This window comes from Streptomyces sp. NPDC096339, from assembly GCF_044762985.1.
Classification (GTDB): Bacteria; Actinomycetota; Actinomycetes; order Streptomycetales; family Streptomycetaceae; genus Streptomyces.
Genome location: NZ_JBIWFI010000030.1, coordinates 15,332 through 35,470, shown reverse-complemented (window position 1 = coordinate 35,470; position 20,139 = coordinate 15,332). Strand labels below are relative to the sequence as shown.

Below are 20,139 nucleotides of genomic sequence, written 5' to 3'. Positions count from 1 at the left end.
GGTACGGGTCCACGCTCGTGCGGGACTTCACCCCCCTCGACCCCCACGCCGGCGCGGCGGCTGCCCACCCGCCCATTCGGGTGCGGGTGGGGTGGGGCGGTGCCCCGCCCGGTCGGAGGTGAAAAGGGTTGGGGGTTTCCCGTCAGTCCCATCGTCCTTCCGCGTCGGGCCGGCCTGTCAAGGGCGCTCCTCCTTCGTCGTCGCGTCGCTGCGCGATCGCCTTCGGCGACCCTTGACAGGCCGTCCCGCCACGGAAAGACAAGGACTGCCGGGAACCCCCCAAAGGAACGGGCCGGGCCAGAGATTCCAACACGGGCCGACCGGAATGCCCGACCCGGTCGAGGTGGGGCAGACCCCTCCTCGGGCTTACCTAGTCCACCGGGCAGACGGCCACACCCCCCGAAACCGCCACCACAAGAGCCTGAGCGGGAGGAAGGGCGCGTCAAATCGCTACGCGCTCCTCGACGACGGCGTCTGCGACCCGTCAGGGGCTGGTCACGCCCCAGATCGCTACGCGCTCCTCATTCCTCGGCGTCCGGCCGCCGTCGGGGGCTTACGTATGCCCTGGTCAGAGAACCACCTACTGGCCATCGCGATGTGTCAAGTCACGAAAAGCAGGGGCATGACGCGATGCCCTTACTCGGGCTTTATTGAGGCTTGGGTCACGCAGATCAGGTGACCATCCGCATCGTCGAGGAAACCTTTTCCCTACCCTGCCAGAGGTGAATTCTCATGACCGCATTCCGTAAACAGCGTCTCGCCATTCTTACGGCCTCTACCGCGCTGGCCGCAGCGGGCGCATTGCTCCCGGTCAACGCATTCGCAGCGCCGGCGCACGCCAACACCACGACCGCAACGGCATCGAGTCACGGCGATCGCGACTGGGGCTGGGGCTACTGCTACCGCCATCACCGGCACCAAGGCTGGGATTGGGACTGGGGCTGGGTTTGGGGCTCAGGCTGGGGCTACTGCCACAACGGCCATCACCACAAGCACCACCACTACAGGTAAGGCAATCGGTTCAATTCACGGTCCGGACCGGGTGGTAAATCCATCCGGTCCGGACCGTCCGGCGATCAAGATCCGATAGGCTCTTCGGATGAGCGACAAAGCCGGAGCGTGGAACCGCCTCGCCCTCCTCTTGCCTCCCGCAGATGCCCACGAAGTCCAGGTCTGCTGGGACATCGGCGAACAAGAGGCAGGGCTGGATCTGCTGATAGGGGCCCTCCTCAAACACCAAGTGGCCCTCGGCGAGACCGACCGGGCAGAGATCTCCGTGATGACGGAGACGTGGGGGATTCGGGAATCCGTTGCCTCCCGCCTCCTGGACTGCCCTGGTGATGGTCTGCCAGCCGCCCTGGAGCTGGTCGAGGGACCCGACACTGCCCCTCTGAGCAGCCCATCGTTGATCGACACGCAGCTGGCCGCCTTCCTCGTGATCCCTTGGATCCGGTGCACGGCCTCCGGTCGGCTTCTGATCCGTGCGCACACCGAAGAGCCCTGGGGCGATCTCTCCTACCTTCCGGAGCACTACGCCGTCCTGGCCTCCGAACAGGGGCCGTCCCTCCAGCTCTTCGATTCGTTCGGCGCCTGGGAAGCACTCCAGGAACTCGTTCGGCGACCAGCCCCGGACGGCGGCCGGACGCCGAGGAATGAGGAGCGCGTAGCGATCTGGGGCGTGACCAGCCCCTGACGGGTCGCAGACGCCGTCATCGAGGAGCGCGTAGCGATTTGGGGCGCCCTTCCTCCCGCTCAGGCTCTTGTGGTGGGGGTTTCGGGGAGGGTGGCCGTCTGCCCGGCCTGGCCGGTGGACTCGGAGGGCCGAGGAGGGGTCTGCCCCACCTCGACCGGGTCGGGCATTGCTGTCGGCCCGTGTTGGAATCTCTGGCCCGGCCCGTTCCTTTGGGGGGTTCCCGGCGGTCCTTTGTCTTTCCGTGGCGGGACGGTCTGTCAAGGGTCGCCGAAGGCGATCGCGCAGCGACGCGACGACGAAGGAGGAGCGCCCTTGACAGGCCGGCCCGACGCGGAAGGACGATGGGACTGACGGGAAACCCCCAACCCTCACTCGCTCCCGACCGGCCGAGGCACCGCCAACACACGCCCCGACCAGCCGATCCCCTCCGCCCCGCCCGCGCTCCCGGCCCCCGCCCACGTCACAGCTGCGCTGCAAGAACGACCGCCCCCGTCGGGGCGCGTCCGCCCGCCAATAGAATCGGCGGGTGGATACGACCCTGGATGACCCCCTCGTCGGGCGCGTGCTCGACGGCCGCTACCGCGTAGACGCCCGCATCGCGGCCGGTGGCATGGCAACGGTCTACCGGGCCGTCGACACCCGGCTCGACCGCGTGCTCGCGCTGAAGGTGATGCACCCTGCCCTCGCCGCCGACGCGGGCTTCGTCGACCGGTTCATCCGGGAGGCCAAGTCCGTGGCGCGGCTCGCGCACCCCAACGTGGTCGCCGTGTTCGACCAGGGCACGGACGGGCCGTACGTGTTCCTGGCCATGGAGTACGTGTCCGGCTGCACCCTGCGCGACGTGCTCCGCGAGCGCGGTGCGCTGCGGCCTCGGGCCGCCCTCGACATCCTCGAACCCGTCCTCGCCGCCCTCGGCGCGGCCCACCGGGCCGGGTTCGTGCACCGTGACATGAAGCCCGAGAACGTCCTGATCGGCGACGACGGCCGGGTCAAGGTGGCCGACTTCGGGCTGGTCCGGTCCGTGGACTCCGTCACCAACACCACCGGCTCCGTCCTCGGCACCGTCTCCTACCTGGCCCCCGAGCAGATCGAGAGCGGTGTCGCCGACACCCGCGTGGACGTCTACGCCTGCGGCGTCGTGCTGTACGAGATGCTGACCGGGTCCAAGCCGCACACCGGCGGTACCCCCGCCCAGGTGCTGTACCAGCACCTCCACGAGGACGTGCCGCCTCCCTCGGCCGCCGTCCCCGGGCTCGCCGTCGGGCTCGACGAGCTCGTCGCCCAGGCCACCGCGCGCAATCCCGACCTGCGACCGCACGACGCCGCCGCGCTGCTCGGCCTCGTCCTCGAGGCCCGTGCGCAGCTCGGCGACGCCGAGCTGGACGCCGTGCCGCCGCAGGCGCGGGCCGAGGAACGGTCGTCCGCCGAGGACCGCACCGGCGTGATCCCGCGCCCGGTGTCCGCGCAGCCGCCCGTGCACCACACCTCCCGTCTGGAGATGCCCCCGACTCCTCCGCCGGCGACGCACCGGCCGGCCTCCGCTTCCTCCCGCCTGCCCCGCCTGCCCCGCCGCCGTGTGCTGCTGGTCATCGCCGGGGTCCTGCTCTCCCTCGGTCTGGGCACGGGCGTCTGGTACATCAGCTCCGGCCAGTTCACGAAGGTCCCGAACCTGCTCGGCAAGACGGAGGCCGAGGCCCGCTCCCAGCTGTCCGCGGCCGGGCTCGGGGTGAAGGGCGTGGAGCGCAAGTTCAGCGACGCCTTCGACCGCGGGACGGTGATGAACACCGACCCTCCGGGTGGCAAGCGCATCCGCGGGAACGGCGCCGTGACGATCACGATCTCCCGCGGCCCGCAGGTCATCGCCGTACCCAATCTGGAGGGGCGCCCGCTGGAGGAGGCCAAGAAGGAGCTGGCGAACGCCGGGCTGGCGCCCGGCATCGTCACCCAGGCCTTCAGCCAGGACATCGCCCAGGGCTCGGTGATCAGCACCGATCCGAAGGGCGGCATCAAGCGGGCGCCGGACACGGCGGTCAACATCGTGGTCAGCAAGGGCCGCCCGGTCGGGGTCCCGAGTGTGGTGGGCCTCCCCGCCGACCAGGCGAAGGCGAGCCTGGAGGGCCTGGGCTTCAAGGTCGAGACGGCCCCCGAGCAGGTCAACTCCCCGGCTGCGGCCGGTACGGTCGCCAACCAGTCGGTCAGCGCGGGCGCCCAGGCGGCGGCCGGCGACACGATCACACTGACCGTGTCAAAGGGCCCCCGCCAGCTCCCGGTCCCGGGCGTGACCGGTCAGGACGTGGACGTGGCCCGCAAGACGCTGGAGGCCGCGGGCTTCAAGGTGAAGGTGGAGAAGCCCTTCCTCTCCTTCGGCAACACCGTGGACACCCAGTCGGTACCGGCCGGGCAGACCGCCCCCGAGGGCAGCACGATCACCATCAAAACCAAGGGGCTGTAGGCCGCAGTGATACGAAATCCGGTGGGCGGGCACGTCCCCGTGGCGGGCGGGCTCGCCTCGGTCGGGCTGACCTACGCCCGCGAGATGGGCGCCGAGGCCGTCCAGGTCTTCGTGGCCAATCCGCGCGGCTGGGCCACCCCGGTCGGCAATCCGGCGCAGGACGAGCGGTTCCGGGCGGAGTGCGCGGAGGCGTCCATCCCGGCGTACGTGCACGCGCCCTACCTGATCAACTTCGGCTCCCACACCGAGGCGACCGTCGAGAAGTCGGTGGAGTCGCTGCGCCACTCGCTGCGCCGAGGCCGGGAGATCGGCGCGCTCGGCGTGGTCGTGCACACCGGCTCGGCGACCGGCGGGCGCCCGCGCGAGGCGGCGTACGCGCAGATCAGGGAGCACATGCTGCCGCTGCTGGACGAGCTGACGCACGAGGACGACCCGTTCCTGCTGCTGGAGTCCACGGCCGGGCAGGGTTCCTCGCTGTGCTCGACGGCCGAGGAGTTCGGCCCGTACTTCGAGGCGCTCGACCGCCATCCGATGCTCGGGATCTGCCTGGACACCTGCCACGTCTTCGCGGCCGGTCACGACCTGGCGGAGCCGGGCGGCACCAAGCAGACCCTCGACCTGCTCGTGGACACGGTCGGCGAGGGCCGGCTGAAGCTGGTCCACGCGAACGATTCCAAGGAGGGCGTCGGCGCCCACAAGGACCGGCACGCGCAGATCGGGCAGGGCCACATCGGCCGGGAGGCCTTCGCGGAGCTGTTCACGCACCCGGCGATGGAGGGCGTACCGCTGATCATCGAGACGCCCGGCGGCAAGGAAGGACACGCGGCGGACGTGGCGCTGCTGAAGGAGCTGCGCGGCACGCGATGATCCACTGATCCCTTGAGGAATACCCCAGGGGGGTATACGGTTCTGTCATATCGACGGAACCGCCACCCGGCTTTCCCATGAGGGGGTTGTTGTCATGGAGCAGGCACACGCGCACGACGAGCACCATCAGCACCACGGACATGAGCAGCACGGCGGCCACGAGGGGCACCAGGGCCACGAAGGTCACGAAGGTCACGAAGGTCACCAGGGTCACGACCAGCACGCCGGCCACGTCGGCCACGGCGACCATTCGGGACACGGCGGCCACGGCAGCCCGGCCGGCCACGAGGACCACGCCGCACACGGCCACCACGGCCACGGCCCCGTCAGCTGGGCCATGGCCGCCAAGGCCACCCTCCACTGCCTCACCGGCTGCGCCATCGGCGAGGTGCTCGGCATGATCATCGGCACCGCGCTCGGGTGGGGCAACGTGTCGACCATGATCCTGGCGATCGTGCTGGCGTTCTTCTTCGGTTACGCGCTCACCCTGCGCGGGATCCTCGCCGCCGGCGTCGACTTCCGTACGGCCATTCGGGTGGCCCTGGCAGCCGACACCCTCTCGATCGCCGTCATGGAGCTGATCGACAACGGGGTGATCGCCCTGTGGCCCGGCGCGATGGACGCGCACCTGTCGGACGCGCTGTTCTGGATCGTGCTCGCGATCTCGCTCGCGATCGCCTTCGTCCTGACCACCCCGGTCAACAAGTGGATGATCGGCCGCGGCAAGGGTCACGCGGTCGTCCACCAGTACCACCACTGAGCAGTACCACCATCGGGCGATTTCCCCGACGGCGTCCGCTACAGCTCCGGGCCGTCCCCCGGCTCCTCCTGGTAGGAGTACCGCTGTTCGCGCCAGGGGTCGCCGATGTTGTGGTAGCCGCGCTCCTCCCAGAAGCCCCGGCGGTCCGCGGTCATGTACTCGATCCCCCGGACCCACTTGGGGCCCTTCCAGGCGTACAGGTGCGGGACGACGAGCCGCAGCGGGAACCCGTGCTCCGCGGTGAGCAGTTCACCGCCCTCGTGGGTGGCGAAGACGGTCCGGTCGGAAGCGAAGTCGGCCAGCCGCAAGTTGGAGCTGAAGCCGTACTCGGCCCACACCATCACGTGCGTGACCTGCGGGGCCGGAGGAGCGAGGTCGAGCACGGTACGGGCGAGCACACCGCCCCATTCGGCGCCCTGCATGCTGAACTTCGTCACGCAGTGGAGATCCGCCACCACCGACTCGAACGGCAGGGCCGTGAACTCCTCGTGGTTCCAGCAGTGCTTCTCACCGTCGGCCGTGGCCCCGAAGACGCGGAACTCCCAGCGCTCCGGCTTGAACTTCGGTACAGGCCCGTAGTGGGTGACGGGCCAGCCCCGCTGGAGTCGCTGTCCTGGAGGGAGGTCCGGCTGCTCTGCTTCCGGAGATTCCCGGCTTTCCGGCTGACCCATGACTCCATGGTGACAGACTTGGCGGGGTGGTCATGACCAGGTCTGGGCCAATGCGGGCCCCTTTCGGGGCAAGTCACGGCAACTCCCACTAAGGAGGCACTTACTGGACGACCCCCAGTGGCGGTGCAAGGATGCGCGCACCTGCCCCGTCACATAGCTGACATTGCCTGGAAGGAGCCTCTGCGATGCAGGGCGACCCCGAGGTCCTTGAGTTTCTGAACGAGCAGCTGACCGGCGAGCTGACGGCCATCAACCAGTACTGGCTGCACTACCGCATCCAGGACAACAAGGGCTGGACCAAGCTCGCCAAGTACACGCGTGAAGAGTCCATCGACGAGATGAAGCACGCGGACAAGATCACCGAACGCATCCTCATGCTGGACGGGCTGCCGAACTACCAGCGCCTCTTCCACGTGCGCGTCGGCCAGACGATCACGGAGATGTTCCAGGCGGACCGGCAGGTCGAGGTCGAGGCCATCGACCGGCTCAAGCGCGGCATCGAGGTCATGCGCGGCAAGGGCGACATCACCTCGGCGCGGCTCTTCGAGGAGATCCTGGAGGACGAGGAGCACCACATCGACTACCTCGACACCCAGCTGGAGCTCATCGAGTCCCTGGGAGAGCCGCTGTACATCGCCCAGCTGATCGAGCAGCCGAGCTGACCCCCGCCCTTCCGGGAGGACTAGGCCGCTTCCGCGAGCACGGGTGCGGGCTGGAGCGCCGGCGCCGGCTTGGGCGCGGGTGCGAGCTTCGCGGCGGGTGCGAGGCCGGGTGCGGCAACCGTCGTCAGCTCCGGGTCCGCCGCGAGAACGGCCGCGGTGTTGCCCTTCTCCAGCTGCTCCCGGCGCGGGCAGGCACCGCGGCCGAGTATGCCCTGGATGGTGCGCACGCAGGAGCCGCAGTCGGTGCCGGCCTTGGTGGCCGAGGCGATCTGGCGCGGGGTGCAGGCCCCGGCAGCCGCGTGGTCCTTGACCTGCTTGTCGGTGATCCCGAAACACGAGCAGACGTACACGCGGTTCACCTCCCTGAGCGGAATGGTTCGACGAGCCATCCCCTAGATCGGTGAGGCTTACCTAACCGTACCCAAAGTTAGGGTTCCCTAAAAGACCCGGATACGAGGATGGGGCGCGGATCACATCGATCCGCGCCCCATCGTCACAGGCTGCTGCCTACCGCTGCCTACTGGTCGCGGTACATCTCGGCGACCAGGAACGCCAGGTCCAGGGACTGGCTGCGGTTGAGCCGCGGGTCGCAGGCCGTCTCGTAGCGCTGGTGCAGGTCGTCGACGAAGATCTCGTCGCCGCCGCCCACGCACTCGGTGACGTCGTCACCGGTGAGCTCGACGTGGATGCCGCCCGGGTGGGTGCCGAGGCCCTTGTGGACCTCGAAGAAGCCCTTGACCTCGTCGAGCACGTCGTCGAAACGGCGCGTCTTGTGGCCGGAGGCCGCCTCGAAGGTGTTGCCGTGCATCGGGTCGGTGACCCAGGCGACGGTGGCACCGGACGCGGTGACCTTCTCGACGAGCTCGGGGAGCTTGTCGCGGACCTTGTCGGCGCCCATGCGGACGACGAAGGTCAGCCGGCCCGGCTCGCGCTCGGGGTCCAGGCGGTCGATGTACGTCAGCGCCTCGTCCACCGTGGTGGTGGGGCCGAGCTTGATGCCGATCGGGTTGGCGATCTGCGAGCAGAACTCGATGTGCGCGTGGTCCAGCTGGCGGGTGCGCTCACCGATCCAGACCATGTGGCCCGAGGTGTCGTACAGCTTGCCGGTACGGGAGTCCGTACGGGTCAGCGCGCCCTCGTAGTCGAGCAGCAGCGCCTCGTGGGAGGCGTAGAACTCGACGGCCTTGAACTCGGCCGGGTCGGTGCCACAGGCCTTCATGAAGTTCAGCGCGTTGTCGATCTCCCGCGCGAGCTGCTCGTAGCGCTGCCCGGACGGGGAGGACTTCACGAAGTCCTGGTTCCAGGCGTGCACCTGGCGCAGGTCGGCGTAGCCACCGGTGGTGAAGGCGCGCACCAGGTTCAGCGTCGAAGCGGACGCGTGGTACATGCGCTTCAGCCGCTCGGGGTCCGGGATTCGGGCCTCTTCGGTGAAGGCGAAGCCGTTGACGGAGTCACCGCGGTAGGTCGGCAGGGTGATGCCGTCGCGGGTCTCGGTGTCCTTGGAGCGCGGCTTGGAGTACTGGCCCGCGATACGGCCGACCTTCACGACGGGCACGGAGGCCGCGTACGTCAGGACGGCGCTCATCTGGAGCAGCGTCTTCAGCTTGGCGCGGATGTGGTCGGCGGACACGGCGTCGAAGGCCTCGGCACAGTCGCCGCCCTGGAGCAGGAACGCCTCGCCCTTGGCGACGGCTCCCAGTCGGGCGCGCAGCTGGTCACACTCGCCCGCGAAGACGAGCGGCGGATACGACTCGAGGTCCGCGACGACAGCGCGCAGAGCCTCGACATCGGGGTACGAAGGCTGCTGCGCCGCGGGAAGGTCTCGCCAGGTCGCCTTGGCGGCGAGGGCTTGGGTTTCAGCGTTCACGGTCACCTCGTAAACATTACGTCGTCATCCGCCACGTCCAGCCTTGCGACCACGTAGTGAGACAGAAGTGGCTCGAAGGTTGACGGAGCCCAAAAATACGGAATCCATGGTTCATATCGCGTCATGAGACGGATCCTGCGCCTGGAGGCCGATCTGGGCTAAGGTGCGCAGCATGTACGCGCACTCGAACCAGAACTGGTGGTGGACCGCTCCGGGCGGCCCACTCCTCACGCGTACGTAAACGACACTACCGACGCGAAGGCCGCCCCGAGGGGCGGCCTTCCGTGTTTCTCACGGGACATCGGGCCGCTCCTCCAGCTCCTCCCACCGGAAGGACGACCCGCCCCATGTCCATGGCACTCAGCCGACTGCTCGACGACTCCTGCCCCCCGTTCGCCCTGCTGCGCCGGCGCACTCCCGGCCGTGACCACGACACCGTCGAGGTGCTCCTCGGCCCGGTCCACGAGGCCGAGCACCTCGCCGACCTGCCCGTGCGGGAGCTGCCCACCCTCGCCCTGGTCCCCTTCCGGCAGATCCGGGAGCGCGGTTTCGACGTGCGCGACGACGGCACGCCGCTGAGCGTGCTCGTCGCCGAGGAGGCGTACGAGATCCCGCTCGCCGAGGCGCTGTCCGCGCTGCCCGCGCACGCCGTCCGGGTCGACGCAGGCGCCTTCGACGTCCCCGACGAGGAGTACGCGGCCACGGTCGAGCGGGTCATCGAGGACGAGATCGGCCGCGGGGAGGGCGCGAACTTCGTCATCCGCCGCACCTTCGAGGGCCGGATCGAGGGCTTCGGCCGGGCCGACGCCCTCGCCCTGTTCCGGCGGCTGCTGGAGGGCGAGCGGGGCGCGTACTGGACGTACGTCGTCCATACGGGTGAGCGAACCCTGGTGGGCGCGAGCCCCGAGGTCCACGTCCGGATGTCCGGGGGAACCGTCGTGATGAACCCGATCAGCGGGACGTACCGCTATCCGGCGGGCGGGCCGACCGTGGACTCCCTCCTCTCCTTCCTCGGGGACCGCAAGGAGACCGAGGAGCTGTCGATGGTGGTCGACGAGGAGCTCAAGATGATGTGCACGGTCGGCGACCGCGGCGGGGTCGTGGTCGGACCGCGCCTGAAGGAGATGTCGCACCTCGCGCACACCGAGTACGAGCTGCGCGGGCGCTCCTCCCTGGACGTGCGGGAGGTGCTGCGCGAGACGATGTTCGCGGCGACGGTGACCGGCTCGCCGGTGCAGAACGCCTGCCGGGTGATCGAGCGGTACGAGACCGGTGGGCGCGGCTACTACGCGGGCGCGCTGGCCCTGCTGGGCCTGGACGCGGCCGGGGCGCAGACGCTCGACTCCCCCATCCTGATCCGCACCGCCGACATCGCCCCCGACGGGGCGCTGCGGGTACCGGTCGGCGCCACCCTCGTCCGGCATTCCGATCCGGCGGGCGAGGTCGCGGAGACGCACGCGAAGGCGGCCGGGGTGCTGGCGGCGCTCGGAGTCCGGCCGGCGGCGCCCCGCCCGGCCTTCGAGGGGGTGGCGCGGCTCGCGGAGGACCCCCGGGTGCAGGCCGCCCTCTCCGCGCGGCGGGCGGACCTGGCCCCGTTCTGGCTGCGGATGCAGGAGCCGTCCGTGCCGTCCGGCCACGCGCTGGTGGTCGACGGCGAGGACACGTTCACGGCGATGCTGGCGCACGTGCTGCGGGTGGCCGGGCTGGAGGTGACCGTACGCCGCTACGACGATCCGGGGCTGCGGGCGGCGGCCCTGGCCTGGGAGGGCCCGATCGTGCTCGGCCCGGGCCCGGGCAACCCGGCGGACGCGGCCGACCCCAAGATGCGGATGCTGCGCGCGCTGGCGGCGGAGCTCCTCGCCTCGCACCGGGGCGGGCTGCTCGGGGTCTGCCTGGGTCACGAGCTGCTGGCGGCGGAGCTCGGGCTGCCGCTGATCCGCAAGGCGGAGCCGGCGCAGGGTGCGCAGACGCGGATCGATCTGTTCGGGGCGCAGGAGGTGGTGGGCTTCTACAACACGTACACCGCGTACTGCGCCGAGGGCGCGGAGCCGGTGGGTGTGGAGGTCTCCCGTGACCCGGCGACGGGCGAGGTCCACGCCCTTCGCTCCGCGGCGGGTGGCTTCGCGGGGGTCCAGTTCCACCCGGAGTCGGTGCTCACCCTGCGGGGCGCGGAGCTGCTGCGCGAGCTGATCGTGGGGGTCCGGGCGGGGACGTCCGCCTAGCCGCCGGGCCGCTGCGCGGGGCCTGTCCCCTACCCGCCCTTCCACCGTTCCCCGGGCTCCGCCCCAGACCCCGCGCCTCAAACGCCGGCGAGGCTGGATCTTCAGCCCGTCCGGCGTTTGAGGATGGGGGCACCTCCCAGCGGTAGCTGGGGGAGGGTCCGGGCGGAGCCCGGGGAACGGTGGAAGGGCGGGGCGGGGACAGGCCCCGCGCAGCGGCACCCGCGCCCCCGGACCCGCGTCAGGAGGGGACCAGGGTGTTTTCCGAGCGCCGCCCCGCGAGGTAGTCCGTCACGTTGGCGACCGTCGCGTCGATGATCTGCCCCACCGCGTCACCCGTGTAGTACGCCTGGTGCGAGGTGACCACCACGTTCGGGAAGGTCACGAGCCGGGCCAGGGTGTCGTCCACCACGGCCTCCAGGGACTTGTCCGTGAAGAACACCCCGGCCTCGGCCTCGTACACGTCGAGGCCCACCCCCGTGAACCGCCCCGCGCGCAGTTCGGTGACCAGCGCGTCCGTGTCGACGAGCCCGCCGCGGCTGGAGTTCACCAGGATCGCGTCGTCCCTCATCAGCCCCAGCGCGGCCGCGTCGATGATGTGGTGCGTGGACTCCAGCAGCGGGACGTGCAGGCTGACGAGGTCCGAGGAGGCGAGCAGCTCCTCCTTCTCCACGTACTTCATGCCCAGCTCCAGGCAGGCCGCGTTCTGCACCACGTCCCAGCCCAGCAGGCGCATGCCGAAGCCGTGCGCGATCCGGGTGAAGGCCTCGCCGATCTTGCCGGTTCCGAGGACGCCCACCGTGCGGCCGTGCATGTCGCGGCCCATCAGCCCGTTCAGGCGGAAGTCGAAGTCCCGGGTGCGGTTGGAGGCCCTGACGATCCGCCGGTTGACGGCCATCGCCAGGGTCCAGGCGAACTCGGCCACCGAGTAGGGCGAGTAGTAGGAGACCCGGCTGACGGACATGCCCAGTCGGCGGGCCTCGTCCAGGTCGATGTTGTTGAAGCCGGTGGAGCGCTGGGCGATCATCTTCGTCCCGCCCGCCGCCAGGATCCGCAGCACCCGGCCGCCCAGATCGGCGTTCACGCTGGAGGAGACGACCTCGTAGCCGGCCGCGATCGGCGCGGTGTCCTCGCTGAGGAAGACGTCGAGGCAGCGGACCTCGTGCAGGCCCTCGAAGGCCCGCTCCAGGAGCGGCTCTTCGTCGGCGGTCACACCGAATGCCAGGATCTCCACGCTTGCTCCCGTACGTCGAACACATCAGGGCCATGGGTCGTTTGTCACCATACGACCCATGGCTCCCGGGTGCCGTCCGACCCTCGGGTCAGCCGAAGAAGACCCCGACTTCCTTGTACAGCGCCGGGTCGACCGTCTTGAGCTTGGCCGTGGCCTCGGCGATCGGGACCCGGACGATGTCCGTCCCCTTGAGCGCGACCATCTTGCCGAAGTCCCGGTCGCGCACGGCGTCGATGGCGTGCAGCCCGAAGCGGGTCGCCAGCCAGCGGTCGAAGGCGCTGGGCGTGCCGCCGCGCTGGATGTGGCCGAGCACCGTCGTACGGGCTTCCTTGCCGGTCCGCGCCTCGATCTCCTTCGCGAGCCATTCGCCCACGCCCGAGAGCCGGACGTGCCCGAAGGAGTCCTTGGTGGCGTCCTTCAGCACCATGTCCCCGTCCTTGGGCATGGCGCCCTCGGCGACGACGACGATCGGCGCGTAGCTCGCCGTGAAGCGGGAGGCCACCCAGGCGCACACCTGGTCCATGTCGAAGCGCTGCTCGGGGATCAGGATGACGTTGGCGCCGCCCGCGAGGCCCGAGTGCAGGGCGATCCAGCCGGCGTGCCGGCCCATGACCTCGACGACCAGGACCCTCATGTGCGACTCGGCCGTGGTGTGCAGCCGGTCGATGGCCTCGGTCGCGATGCCGACGGCGGTGTCGAAGCCGAAGGTGTAGTCCGTCGCCGACAGGTCGTTGTCGATGGTCTTCGGCACGCCGACGCAGGGGATGCCGTACTCCTCGTACAGCTTGGCGGCGACGCCGAGGGTGTCCTCGCCGCCGATCGCGATGAGCGCGTCGACCTCGTACTTGGTGAGGTTCTCCTTGATCCGCCGCACCCCGTCCTCCACCTTGAACGGGTTGGTGCGCGAGGAGCCGAGGATGGTGCCGCCGCGGGGCAGGATCCCGCGGACGGCGGGGATGTCGAGGGGGACGGTGACCCCCTCGACCGCACCCCGCCAGCCGTCCTTGAATCCGATGAACCCGTAGCCGTACTCCTGGTCGCCCTTGCGGACGACGCCCCGGATCACCGCGTTGAGTCCGGGGCAGTCGCCGCCGCCGGTCAGCACTCCGACCTTCATGGAATCTCCCTTCGCCATGACGGCCACGCTAGTGGTGACGCAGGTCACAACAAGGGGGATGGAGGGGTCAATTCCGGTGGAATCGCGGGGCGTTGCGTACGCCCGTTCACTCGTACGAGGAGTTTGAGGAATTAAGTGCGATGTTCGACCTGGTGCTGCCGGGGCTACGCGTCGTCGAGGCCGCGCTCGATGGCGTAGCGGACGAGCTCCACCCGGTTGTGCAACTGGAGCTTGCCCAGGGTGTTCTGGACGTGGTTCTGCACCGTGCGGTGGGAGATGACCAGCCGTTCGGCGATCTGCTTGTACGACAGCCCCTTGGCCACGAGTCGCAGCACCTCGGTCTCGCGGTCGGTCAGCTGGGGGGCCTTCGGCTCGTCGGAGGCGGCCGGCGCCGGATCCGTGGCCAGGCGGCGGTACTCGCCGAGCACCAGTCCGGCCAGGCCCGGCGTGAAGACCGGGTCGCCCGCGGCCGTGCGGCTGACGGCGTCGATCAGTTCCTGGGCGCCGGCGGACTTCAGCAGGTATCCGGTCGCCCCGGACTTCACCGCCTCCAGTACGTCCGCGTGCTCGCCGCTCGCCGACAGGACGAGGACCCGCAGCGCCGGGTTGGCGCCGACCAGTTCCTTGCAGACCTGGACCCCGGGCATACCGGGCAGGTTGAGGTCGAGGACCAGGACGTGCGGGGTGACGGCGCGGGCCCGGCGAACCGCCTCGGGGCCGTCGCCGGCCGTGGCCACCACGTCGAAGCCCGCGGCGGCCAGGTCGCGGGCGACCGCGTCCCGCCACATCGGGTGGTCGTCGACCACCATCACCTTGATCTCGCTCGGCTCGCTCATCTCTTGTCCGTCCTCCCCCTGGGTACCTTCAGTTCCACTTCGGTGCCCTGTCCGGGGACGGACACCAGCTCGGCGCTGCCGCCGAGGTCGCGCAGCCGGCCGCGGATGGACAGGGCCACGCCCATCCGTCCCTCGCCCTCGGCCTGGTCGAGCCGGCCGACCGGGATGCCGGGGCCGTCGTCGCGTACGGTGACGATCACCTCGTCGCCCCAGTCCTCGACCAGGATCCAGGCCCTGGCCCCCTCCCCCGCGTGCTTGCGCACGTTGTCGAGGGCGGCGCCGACCGCCGCGGCCAGTTCCTTCGCGGCGGGCGCCGGCAGCCGCACCGGGGTGCCCGGCTCGGCGAAGCTCACCCGGGAGCCGGCGTGCGGGGCCAGGAGCGTCCGCAGATCGACCTCGCCCTCGTCGGCGCCGGGCTCCTCCACCTCGTACGAGTCCACCAGCGCGCCCAGCGACTCGTCACGGGAGATCCGGGAGGGGTGCACGAGCCCGCTGGAGACCAGGGTGCGCAGGGCCACCTCCTGCTCGCCCGCCATCCGGCCGAGTTCGGCGGCCTCGCCGCCGAGTTCGGTGCCGCGCCGCTGGACCATGGCGAGGACCTGGAGGACCCCGTCGTGGATGTCGCGGGCGAGGCGCTCGCGCTCGCGGGTGGCGGCCTCGATCTCCAGGGCGCGGGCCAGGGTGGCCTCGCTGGCCCGGGCGACCTCGACGACGTAGCCGATGGCGATGGAGGCGACCCAGACCAGCAGGACGTTGTGCAGGGTGTCGCGGGTGGGGTCACCGCCGTGGATGACGAGGTTGGCGGCGGCCACGAAGGTGGAGGCGAAACCGGCCCAGCGCCAGCCGCCCTTGAGGGCGAAGGCGAGGACCGAGCCGGCCGTCCAGATGCTGGGGAGGGTCGGGCCGCCCTCGGCGATCCGCGCGTGGGTGTCGGCGACCGGGGTGAGCAGGATCCCCGCGATGGCGACGGTGAGGTCGGCGCAGAGGAAGCGCTTGGTGCAGCTGGCGGCGGTGGCCACCTTGGAGGAGGTGGCCAGCGTCCAGACGGCGAGGACGGCGAGGTAGCCGATCGCGACCATGGGCCGGTCGAACTTCTTGTAGGCGGAGGCGAACAGCACCACCGCGTAGACCATGGTCAGCAGCCGGTACGCCGTCAGCGCCCGCCAGAGCGGCTGCTCGACCGACATGCGCACGACACGTTCGCGTTTCGCCATTTCCCCCACCCCCCGCTCCCGCGGGCGGTACCGCCGCCCGTCCTACTGCGCGCCGTCGCCCTTGGCGTTCTTCTCGCCCTTGGCGGCCTTCTCCGCGTCCTTCTCGGCCTTCTCCGCGTCGGCGATCTGCCGTTTGGCCGCCGTCGCGTAGATGTCCACGTACTCCTGGCCGGACAGCTTCATGATCTCGTACATGACCTCGTCGGTCACCGAGCGGAGGATGAAGCGGTCCCCGTCCATGCCGTGGTAGCGGCTGAAGTCCAGCGGCTTGCCGATTCGGATCCCGGGGCGCATCAGCTTCGGAACCACCTTGCCGGGCGGCTGGATCTTCTCCGTGTCGATCATCGCCACGGGGATCACCGGCGCTCCGGTGGCCAGCGCCACCCGGGCCAGCCCGCCGGGCTTGCCCCGGTAGAGACGTCCGTCGGGTGAACGCGTCCCCTCGGGGTAAATACCGAACAGCTCCCCGCGCTCGATGACCTCGATGCCGCTCTTGATGGCGGCCTCACCGGCCCCTCGGGCACCGGAACGGTCGACCGGGAGCTGTCCGACGCCCTTGAAGAAGGCGGCCGTCAGCTTGCCCTTGACACCCGGGGAGGTGAAGTACTCGGCCTTCGCGATGAAGGTGACCTTGCGGTCCAGAACGGCCGGCAGGAAGAAGGAGTCCGAGAAGGACAGGTGGTTGCTCGCGAGGATCGCGGGCCCCTCGGCGGGAATGTTCTCAAGGCCCTCCACCCACGGCCTGAAAGCGAGCTTCAGGGACCCGCCGATCGAGAACTTCATTGCGCCGTAGATCAACTCGAAAGCCTTCCTGTGTCTGTCGAACAGACCTTATCCCCTGGCTCCCCCGACAGCGGCCCGACGGCCCTGGTCGGTACCAGTCCGGTCGCGTACGGTGAAGTCACACAGAGCAACGCACCCACCTGATGTACATCATGATCAAGGAGACCCTGGTGCCCGTCCTCCCTGGAGCCGAGCCGTTCCGCCACGAGGGCGGAGAGGTCGGCGTCCTTCTCTGCCACGGCTTCACCGGTTCCCCGCAGTCGATGCGCCCCTGGGCCGAGTACCTCGCCGGGAAGGGCCTCACGGTGTCGCTGCCGCTGCTGCCCGGGCACGGGACGCGCTGGCAGGACATGCAGCTCACGGGCTGGGAGGACTGGTACGCGGAGGTCGACCGGGCGCTGCAGGAGCTGCTGGACCGGTGCGAGCAGGTGTTCGTCTTCGGGCTCTCGATGGGCGGCGCGCTCACGCTGCGGCTGGCGGCCAAGCACGGAGACGCGATCAGCGGCCTCGTGCTCGTCAACCCGGCCAACAAGGTGCACGACCCGCTGGCCTTCGCCCTTCCGGTGGCCAAGCACTTCATCCGGTCGACGCCGGGCATCGCCAGCGACATCGCGAAGCCGGGATCGGAGGAGGTCGGCTACGACCGGGTCCCGACCCGGGCCGCGGACTCGCTGCGCAAGCTCTTCCAGCGGGTCGACGCCGATCTGCCGCAGGTGACGCAGCCGGTACTGCTGCTGCACAGCCCGCAGGACCACGTCGTACCGCCCGTCGACTCGGCGCGGATCCTGGCGCGGATCTCGTCGACGGACGTCACCGAGACGCTGCTGGAACAGAGCTACCACGTCGCGACGTTGGACCATGACGCGGAGCGGATCTTCGCGGACAGTTTTGCGTTCGTCGGCCGGCTGGCGGAGAGCGTGGGCAGGGAGGGGGCGGAGGCGGGTGGCTGAGCACGAGGAGCAGTCGGGCGGAGTTCCGCCGCTGGACGAGGAAGCGGCCTGGGCGGCGATCGTCGCCGGGTACGGGCAGGAGCCGCCGGACCCGCCGGGGGCCAGGCCGTTCCGGCCGATCGAGAACCTGCTGCTGCCGGAGGAGGACGTGAAGCCGTCCCCGCCGGAGGCGGGCGCTGACGGGGAGGCGGAGTCGGGGGCGGAGCCCGAGGCCGAGACCGAGGCCGAGGCCGGGCCGGAGGGGCCGGCCGCGACGTCCCTGGGCAGCTCGGTGGTCTTCGCCCCGGGCGTGGGCATGGTGGGCCCCCGGGACCACTCCCTCGCGGAGCCGAAGGAGGAGGACGAGGGCCACTTCGTCCAGCCCGAACCGGAGCTGCCGGAAGCGGACACCACGTCGAAGTTCGCCTGGCTGGCGGTGGTCGGCGGGCCGGTGCTGCTGCTCCTGGCGGTGCTGCTGCAGTGGGAGATGACCTGGTGGCTGACCACGCTGGGCATCGGCGGCTTCCTGGGCGGTTTCGCGACGCTGGTCGGGAGGATGGCGCAGGGCGACGACGATGACGACGATCCGGGGCGCGGGGCCGTGGTTTGACCTATTGGACGCGCCCCTCGCGCGGGTAGGCGCCTGGGGCGCCTCCCCGGCTTCGGGACGCTGCGACTGCCTCCGGCCGTCGGTGGTCGGGCGGGGCCGCTGCCCCTGGCCGGGCCCGGTGGATCGTCTGCGGGAGGGAGCCGCTGCGCGGGGTGTGTTCCCCTACCCGCCCTTCCCCCGTTCCCCGGGGCTGCGCCCCGGACCCGTACGGCGCTTCGCGCCGTCGCCTCAAACGCCGGCGGGGCTGGATTTTCCAGCCCCGCCGGCGTTTGAGGCGCGGGGTTTGGGGCGGAGCCCCAGGACGGGTCCGGGCGGAGCCCGGGGAACGGGGGAAGGGCGGGTAGGGGACAGCCCCGCGCAGCGGGCCCCCGATCGGCCCCGGGGCTACGGCGCAGCCGGGAGGCGGAGGGCCGCCAGGACCGGGAGGTGGTCCGTCGCGGCGCGGAGGTCCGCGGAGGAGAGACCCGGCAGCCCCGCAGGGACACCGCAGGCCAGCACCTCCACCCCCCGCGAGGCGAACACCGCGTCGATGCGACGGTCCGGCGCGACCGCCGGGAAGGTCGGCTCCCCGCCCCAGGGGGACACCGTCCAGCAGTCCTGAAGGGCACCGGCGAGCCGCCCGAAGACCGCACCCCCCGGCGCTTCGTTCACGTCGCCCGCCACGATCGCGTACGGGGTGTCCATCGCGGCGACCCGCTCCAGCAGCAGTTCCGCCTGCGCCCCGCGCTCGGTCGCGTCGAGGGACAGGTGGGTGCTGACCACGCCCACCCGCGCCCCCGCGAAGCGGACCACCGCCGTGGCGAGGCCCCGCCGGTGCAGGCCGGGGGTCAGCGGCAGCAGTACGTCCTCGGTGCGCTCCACGAAGGCCCGCAGCGAGCACAGCAGCAGCGGTCCGGCCGCCGTCGCGCCGCCGCTCAGCACCACCAGGTCGGATTTCGCGGCGAGCCGCGCCGCGTGCTTGCGCCACCGGAAGAACAGCGGCGCCTCCTGGATGAAGACCAGATCCGGCTCGCACGCCCGGATGACCCTGGCCAGCGCGTCCTCGTCGTCGCGCAGCGAGCGGATGTTGTAGCTGAGCACCCGGATCACGGCAGAACCGTCCGGCTCGGTAAGGGACTTCGGCAGCGAGGGCAACGAGGGCAGCGACGGCAGCAACTGGTCCATGTCCGCAAGATATGCGGCCGCCCGCCGCTCCCCCAAGGGGCACGGCGGGCGGAACGCCCGAAAAGTCAGCCCTGGCGGGCCAGGTCCGCCGCGCCGACGAGCCCGGCCTTGCCTCCGAGCTGCGCGGCCAGTACCTGCGCGTGCGGACGCCAGGCGCCGCCGACCAGCCAGCGCTTGAAGGACTTGCGGATCGGGTCGAGGACGAGGTCCCCCTCGTCGGAGACCCCGCCGCCGACGATGAACGCCGACGGGTCGAACAGGGACGCCAGGTCGGCCAGGCCGGCGCCGGCCCAGCGGGCCAGCTCGCGGAAGGCGTCGATGGCCACCAGGTCGCCCTGCCGGGCGGCCGCGCTGATGTGCTTGCCCTCGATGCCCTCGGCGGTGCCGTCGCCGAGCGCGAGGAGGATCGCCGCGTTCTCGGGGGTGGCGTTGGCGCGCTGCTTCGCGTACCGGACGAGCGCGCGCCCGGAGGCGTACTGCTCCCAGCAGCCCTGGCTGCCGCAGCCGCACAGCAGGCCGTCCGGTACGACCCGGATGTGCCCGAACTCGGCGGCGACGCCGAAGCGTCCGCGCCGCAGCTTGTTGCCGATGATGATGCCGCCGCCCAGGCCGGTGCCGAGCGTGATGCAGATGACGTCCTCGTGGCCCTGGCCGGCGCCGAAGCGGTACTCGCCCCAGGCCGCGCAGTTCGCGTCGTTCTCGACGACGACGGGCAGGCCGATGCGCTGCTCGACCTTGTCCTTGAGCGGCTCGTGGCGCCAGTTGATGTTCGGCGCGAAGAGGACGGTGGCGCGCTTGTCGTCCACGTATCCGGCGGCGCCGATGCCGACGGCCTCGATCGTGTGGTTGCTGCTGACCTCGGACACGGCGGCGCAGATGGCCTCCGTGACTCCGTTCGCGGTCGGCGGGGTGGGCACCTTGTACGTCTCAAGGATGGTGCCCTCTTCGTCGACCACGCCGGCCGCGATCTTCGTGCCGCCGATGTCGACGCCGATGGTGAGTCCCATTAGTCCCTCGGTTTCCGGTCAAACCCCGCCAGGGCCAACCGTACCCGAGCGCGC

General features: G+C 70.7%; 20 protein-coding genes. 10 read left to right on the top strand and 10 right to left on the bottom strand.

Going from position 1 to position 20,139, the window contains the following annotated elements:
* Positions 1–732: 732 nt before the first annotated feature.
* From ACIQ5Y_RS29540 to ACIQ5Y_RS29520, 5 genes are all read left to right on the top strand, one after another.
* Positions 733–1,011 carry a hypothetical protein gene (locus ACIQ5Y_RS29540; RefSeq protein ID WP_403886990.1) on the top strand — a complete coding sequence of 93 codons (279 nt, stop codon included), beginning with the start codon at positions 733–735 and terminating at the stop codon, positions 1,009–1,011.
* Between the two features lie 88 nt (positions 1,012–1,099).
* Positions 1,100–1,693: a hypothetical protein gene (locus ACIQ5Y_RS29535; protein ID WP_403886987.1), complete on the top strand. Its 594-nt coding sequence runs from the start codon at positions 1,100–1,102 to the stop codon at positions 1,691–1,693.
* Between the two features lie 526 nt (positions 1,694–2,219).
* Entirely contained in the window at positions 2,220–4,145 is a 1,926-nt protein-coding gene (gene pknB, locus ACIQ5Y_RS29530) for a Stk1 family PASTA domain-containing Ser/Thr kinase (RefSeq protein WP_403886984.1), read from the top strand.
* Between the two features lie 9 nt (positions 4,146–4,154).
* The gene (locus ACIQ5Y_RS29525) at positions 4,155–5,012 is read left to right on the top strand and encodes a deoxyribonuclease IV (RefSeq protein ID WP_403887179.1); all 858 of its coding nucleotides are present in this window, start codon (positions 4,155–4,157) and stop codon (positions 5,010–5,012) included.
* A 337-nt stretch (positions 5,013–5,349) separates the two neighbouring features.
* Positions 5,350–5,772: a DUF4396 domain-containing protein gene (locus ACIQ5Y_RS29520; RefSeq protein ID WP_403887176.1), complete on the top strand. Its 423-nt coding sequence runs from the start codon at positions 5,350–5,352 to the stop codon at positions 5,770–5,772.
* Positions 5,773–5,810: 38 nt separating this feature from the next.
* Here the strand turns inward: ACIQ5Y_RS29520 and ACIQ5Y_RS29515 are convergent, their stop codons facing one another.
* Positions 5,811–6,443, bottom strand: a complete 633-nt coding sequence (locus tag ACIQ5Y_RS29515; RefSeq protein WP_403886981.1) for a sulfite oxidase-like oxidoreductase — start codon at positions 6,441–6,443, stop codon at positions 5,811–5,813.
* A gap of 185 nt (positions 6,444–6,628) precedes the next feature.
* Here ACIQ5Y_RS29515 and bfr point away from each other — a divergent pair, with 185 nt between their 5' ends.
* Entirely contained in the window at positions 6,629–7,105 is a 477-nt protein-coding gene (gene bfr, locus ACIQ5Y_RS29510) for a bacterioferritin (protein WP_030707395.1), read from the top strand.
* Positions 7,106–7,125: 20 nt separating this feature from the next.
* On the opposite strand, the gene ACIQ5Y_RS29505 is transcribed toward bfr, so the two are convergent.
* Both ACIQ5Y_RS29505 and ACIQ5Y_RS29500 read right to left on the bottom strand, forming a co-directional pair.
* A complete protein-coding gene (locus tag ACIQ5Y_RS29505; protein WP_403886978.1) occupies positions 7,126–7,464 on the bottom strand; it encodes a bacterioferritin-associated ferredoxin in 339 nt (112 codons plus the stop codon).
* 158 nt (positions 7,465–7,622) lie between these two features.
* Positions 7,623–8,978 carry a class II 3-deoxy-7-phosphoheptulonate synthase gene (locus ACIQ5Y_RS29500; RefSeq protein WP_403886975.1) on the bottom strand — a complete coding sequence of 452 codons (1,356 nt, stop codon included), beginning with the start codon at positions 8,976–8,978 and terminating at the stop codon, positions 7,623–7,625.
* Between the two features lie 166 nt (positions 8,979–9,144).
* Here ACIQ5Y_RS29500 and ACIQ5Y_RS29495 point away from each other — a divergent pair, with 166 nt between their 5' ends.
* Together ACIQ5Y_RS29495 and ACIQ5Y_RS29490 are read left to right on the top strand one after the other, a co-directional pair.
* Positions 9,145–9,213: a trp operon leader peptide gene (locus ACIQ5Y_RS29495; RefSeq protein ID WP_403887173.1), complete on the top strand. Its 69-nt coding sequence runs from the start codon at positions 9,145–9,147 to the stop codon at positions 9,211–9,213.
* Positions 9,214–9,325: 112 nt separating this feature from the next.
* Positions 9,326–11,194, top strand: coding sequence for an anthranilate synthase family protein (locus tag ACIQ5Y_RS29490; protein WP_403887171.1), 1,869 nt, complete (start codon positions 9,326–9,328; stop codon positions 11,192–11,194).
* Positions 11,195–11,432: 238 nt separating this feature from the next.
* Here ACIQ5Y_RS29490 and ACIQ5Y_RS29485 read toward each other — a convergent pair whose 3' ends face one another.
* The 5 genes from ACIQ5Y_RS29485 to ACIQ5Y_RS29465 all read right to left on the bottom strand — a co-directional run bounded on the left by ACIQ5Y_RS29485 (position 11,433) and on the right by ACIQ5Y_RS29465 (position 16,375).
* Positions 11,433–12,425, bottom strand: coding sequence for a 2-hydroxyacid dehydrogenase (locus ACIQ5Y_RS29485; protein ID WP_403886973.1), 993 nt, complete (start codon positions 12,423–12,425; stop codon positions 11,433–11,435).
* Positions 12,426–12,513: 88 nt separating this feature from the next.
* Positions 12,514–13,542: a 6-phosphofructokinase gene (locus ACIQ5Y_RS29480; RefSeq protein WP_403887169.1), complete on the bottom strand. Its 1,029-nt coding sequence runs from the start codon at positions 13,540–13,542 to the stop codon at positions 12,514–12,516.
* A 164-nt stretch (positions 13,543–13,706) separates the two neighbouring features.
* Positions 13,707–14,378: a response regulator gene (locus ACIQ5Y_RS29475; protein ID WP_403886970.1), complete on the bottom strand. Its 672-nt coding sequence runs from the start codon at positions 14,376–14,378 to the stop codon at positions 13,707–13,709.
* Positions 14,375–15,592, bottom strand: a complete 1,218-nt coding sequence (gene macS, locus ACIQ5Y_RS29470) for a MacS family sensor histidine kinase (RefSeq protein WP_403886967.1) — start codon at positions 15,590–15,592, stop codon at positions 14,375–14,377. Before macS ends, ACIQ5Y_RS29475 begins: the two co-directional genes overlap by 4 nt.
* Before the next feature lie 42 nt (positions 15,593–15,634).
* Positions 15,635–16,375 (bottom strand): lysophospholipid acyltransferase family protein, encoded by a 741-nt coding sequence (locus ACIQ5Y_RS29465; protein WP_403887166.1) that lies wholly within the window; start codon positions 16,373–16,375, stop codon positions 15,635–15,637.
* 170 nt (positions 16,376–16,545) lie between these two features.
* Between ACIQ5Y_RS29465 and ACIQ5Y_RS29460 the strand changes: the two genes are divergently transcribed.
* On the top strand, positions 16,546–17,325 hold the full coding sequence (locus tag ACIQ5Y_RS29460; RefSeq protein ID WP_403887163.1) for an alpha/beta hydrolase: 780 nt from the start codon (positions 16,546–16,548) through the stop codon (positions 17,323–17,325).
* Positions 17,318–17,914: a hypothetical protein gene (locus tag ACIQ5Y_RS29455; RefSeq protein ID WP_403886964.1), complete on the top strand. Its 597-nt coding sequence runs from the start codon at positions 17,318–17,320 to the stop codon at positions 17,912–17,914. The genes ACIQ5Y_RS29460 and ACIQ5Y_RS29455 overlap by 8 nt, the downstream gene beginning before the upstream one ends.
* 384 nt (positions 17,915–18,298) lie before the next feature.
* On the opposite strand, the gene ACIQ5Y_RS29450 is transcribed toward ACIQ5Y_RS29455, so the two are convergent.
* Together ACIQ5Y_RS29450 and ACIQ5Y_RS29445 are read right to left on the bottom strand one after the other, a co-directional pair.
* On the bottom strand, positions 18,299–19,078 hold the full coding sequence (locus tag ACIQ5Y_RS29450; protein ID WP_403886961.1) for an endonuclease/exonuclease/phosphatase family protein: 780 nt from the start codon (positions 19,076–19,078) through the stop codon (positions 18,299–18,301).
* 65 nt (positions 19,079–19,143) lie between these two features.
* Entirely contained in the window at positions 19,144–20,085 is a 942-nt protein-coding gene (locus ACIQ5Y_RS29445) for an ROK family glucokinase (RefSeq protein WP_403886958.1), read from the bottom strand.
* Between the last annotated feature and the right edge of the window lie 54 nt (positions 20,086–20,139).

Excerpts from the sequence above, each read along its gene's own strand:
- ACIQ5Y_RS29540 (WP_403886990.1), top strand. The coding sequence starts at position 733 with ATGACCGCATTCCGTAAACAGCGTCTCGCCATTCTTACGGCCTCTACC.
- ACIQ5Y_RS29535 (WP_403886987.1), top strand. The coding sequence starts at position 1,100 with ATGAGCGACAAAGCCGGAGCGTGGAACCGCCTCGCCCTCCTCTTGCCT.
- ACIQ5Y_RS29520 (WP_403887176.1), top strand. The coding sequence starts at position 5,350 with ATGGCCGCCAAGGCCACCCTCCACTGCCTCACCGGCTGCGCCATCGGC.
- ACIQ5Y_RS29515 (WP_403886981.1), bottom strand. The coding sequence starts at position 6,443 with ATGGGTCAGCCGGAAAGCCGGGAATCTCCGGAAGCAGAGCAGCCGGAC.
- bfr (WP_030707395.1), top strand. The coding sequence starts at position 6,629 with ATGCAGGGCGACCCCGAGGTCCTTGAGTTTCTGAACGAGCAGCTGACC.
- ACIQ5Y_RS29490 (WP_403887171.1), top strand. The coding sequence starts at position 9,326 with ATGGCACTCAGCCGACTGCTCGACGACTCCTGCCCCCCGTTCGCCCTG.
- ACIQ5Y_RS29480 (WP_403887169.1), bottom strand. The coding sequence starts at position 13,542 with ATGAAGGTCGGAGTGCTGACCGGCGGCGGCGACTGCCCCGGACTCAAC.
- ACIQ5Y_RS29475 (WP_403886970.1), bottom strand. The coding sequence starts at position 14,378 with ATGAGCGAGCCGAGCGAGATCAAGGTGATGGTGGTCGACGACCACCCG.
- macS (WP_403886967.1), bottom strand. The coding sequence starts at position 15,592 with ATGGCGAAACGCGAACGTGTCGTGCGCATGTCGGTCGAGCAGCCGCTC.
- ACIQ5Y_RS29465 (WP_403887166.1), bottom strand. The coding sequence starts at position 16,375 with ATGAAGTTCTCGATCGGCGGGTCCCTGAAGCTCGCTTTCAGGCCGTGG.
- ACIQ5Y_RS29450 (WP_403886961.1), bottom strand. The coding sequence starts at position 19,078 with ATGGACCAGTTGCTGCCGTCGCTGCCCTCGTTGCCCTCGCTGCCGAAG.
- ACIQ5Y_RS29445 (WP_403886958.1), bottom strand. The coding sequence starts at position 20,085 with ATGGGACTCACCATCGGCGTCGACATCGGCGGCACGAAGATCGCGGCC.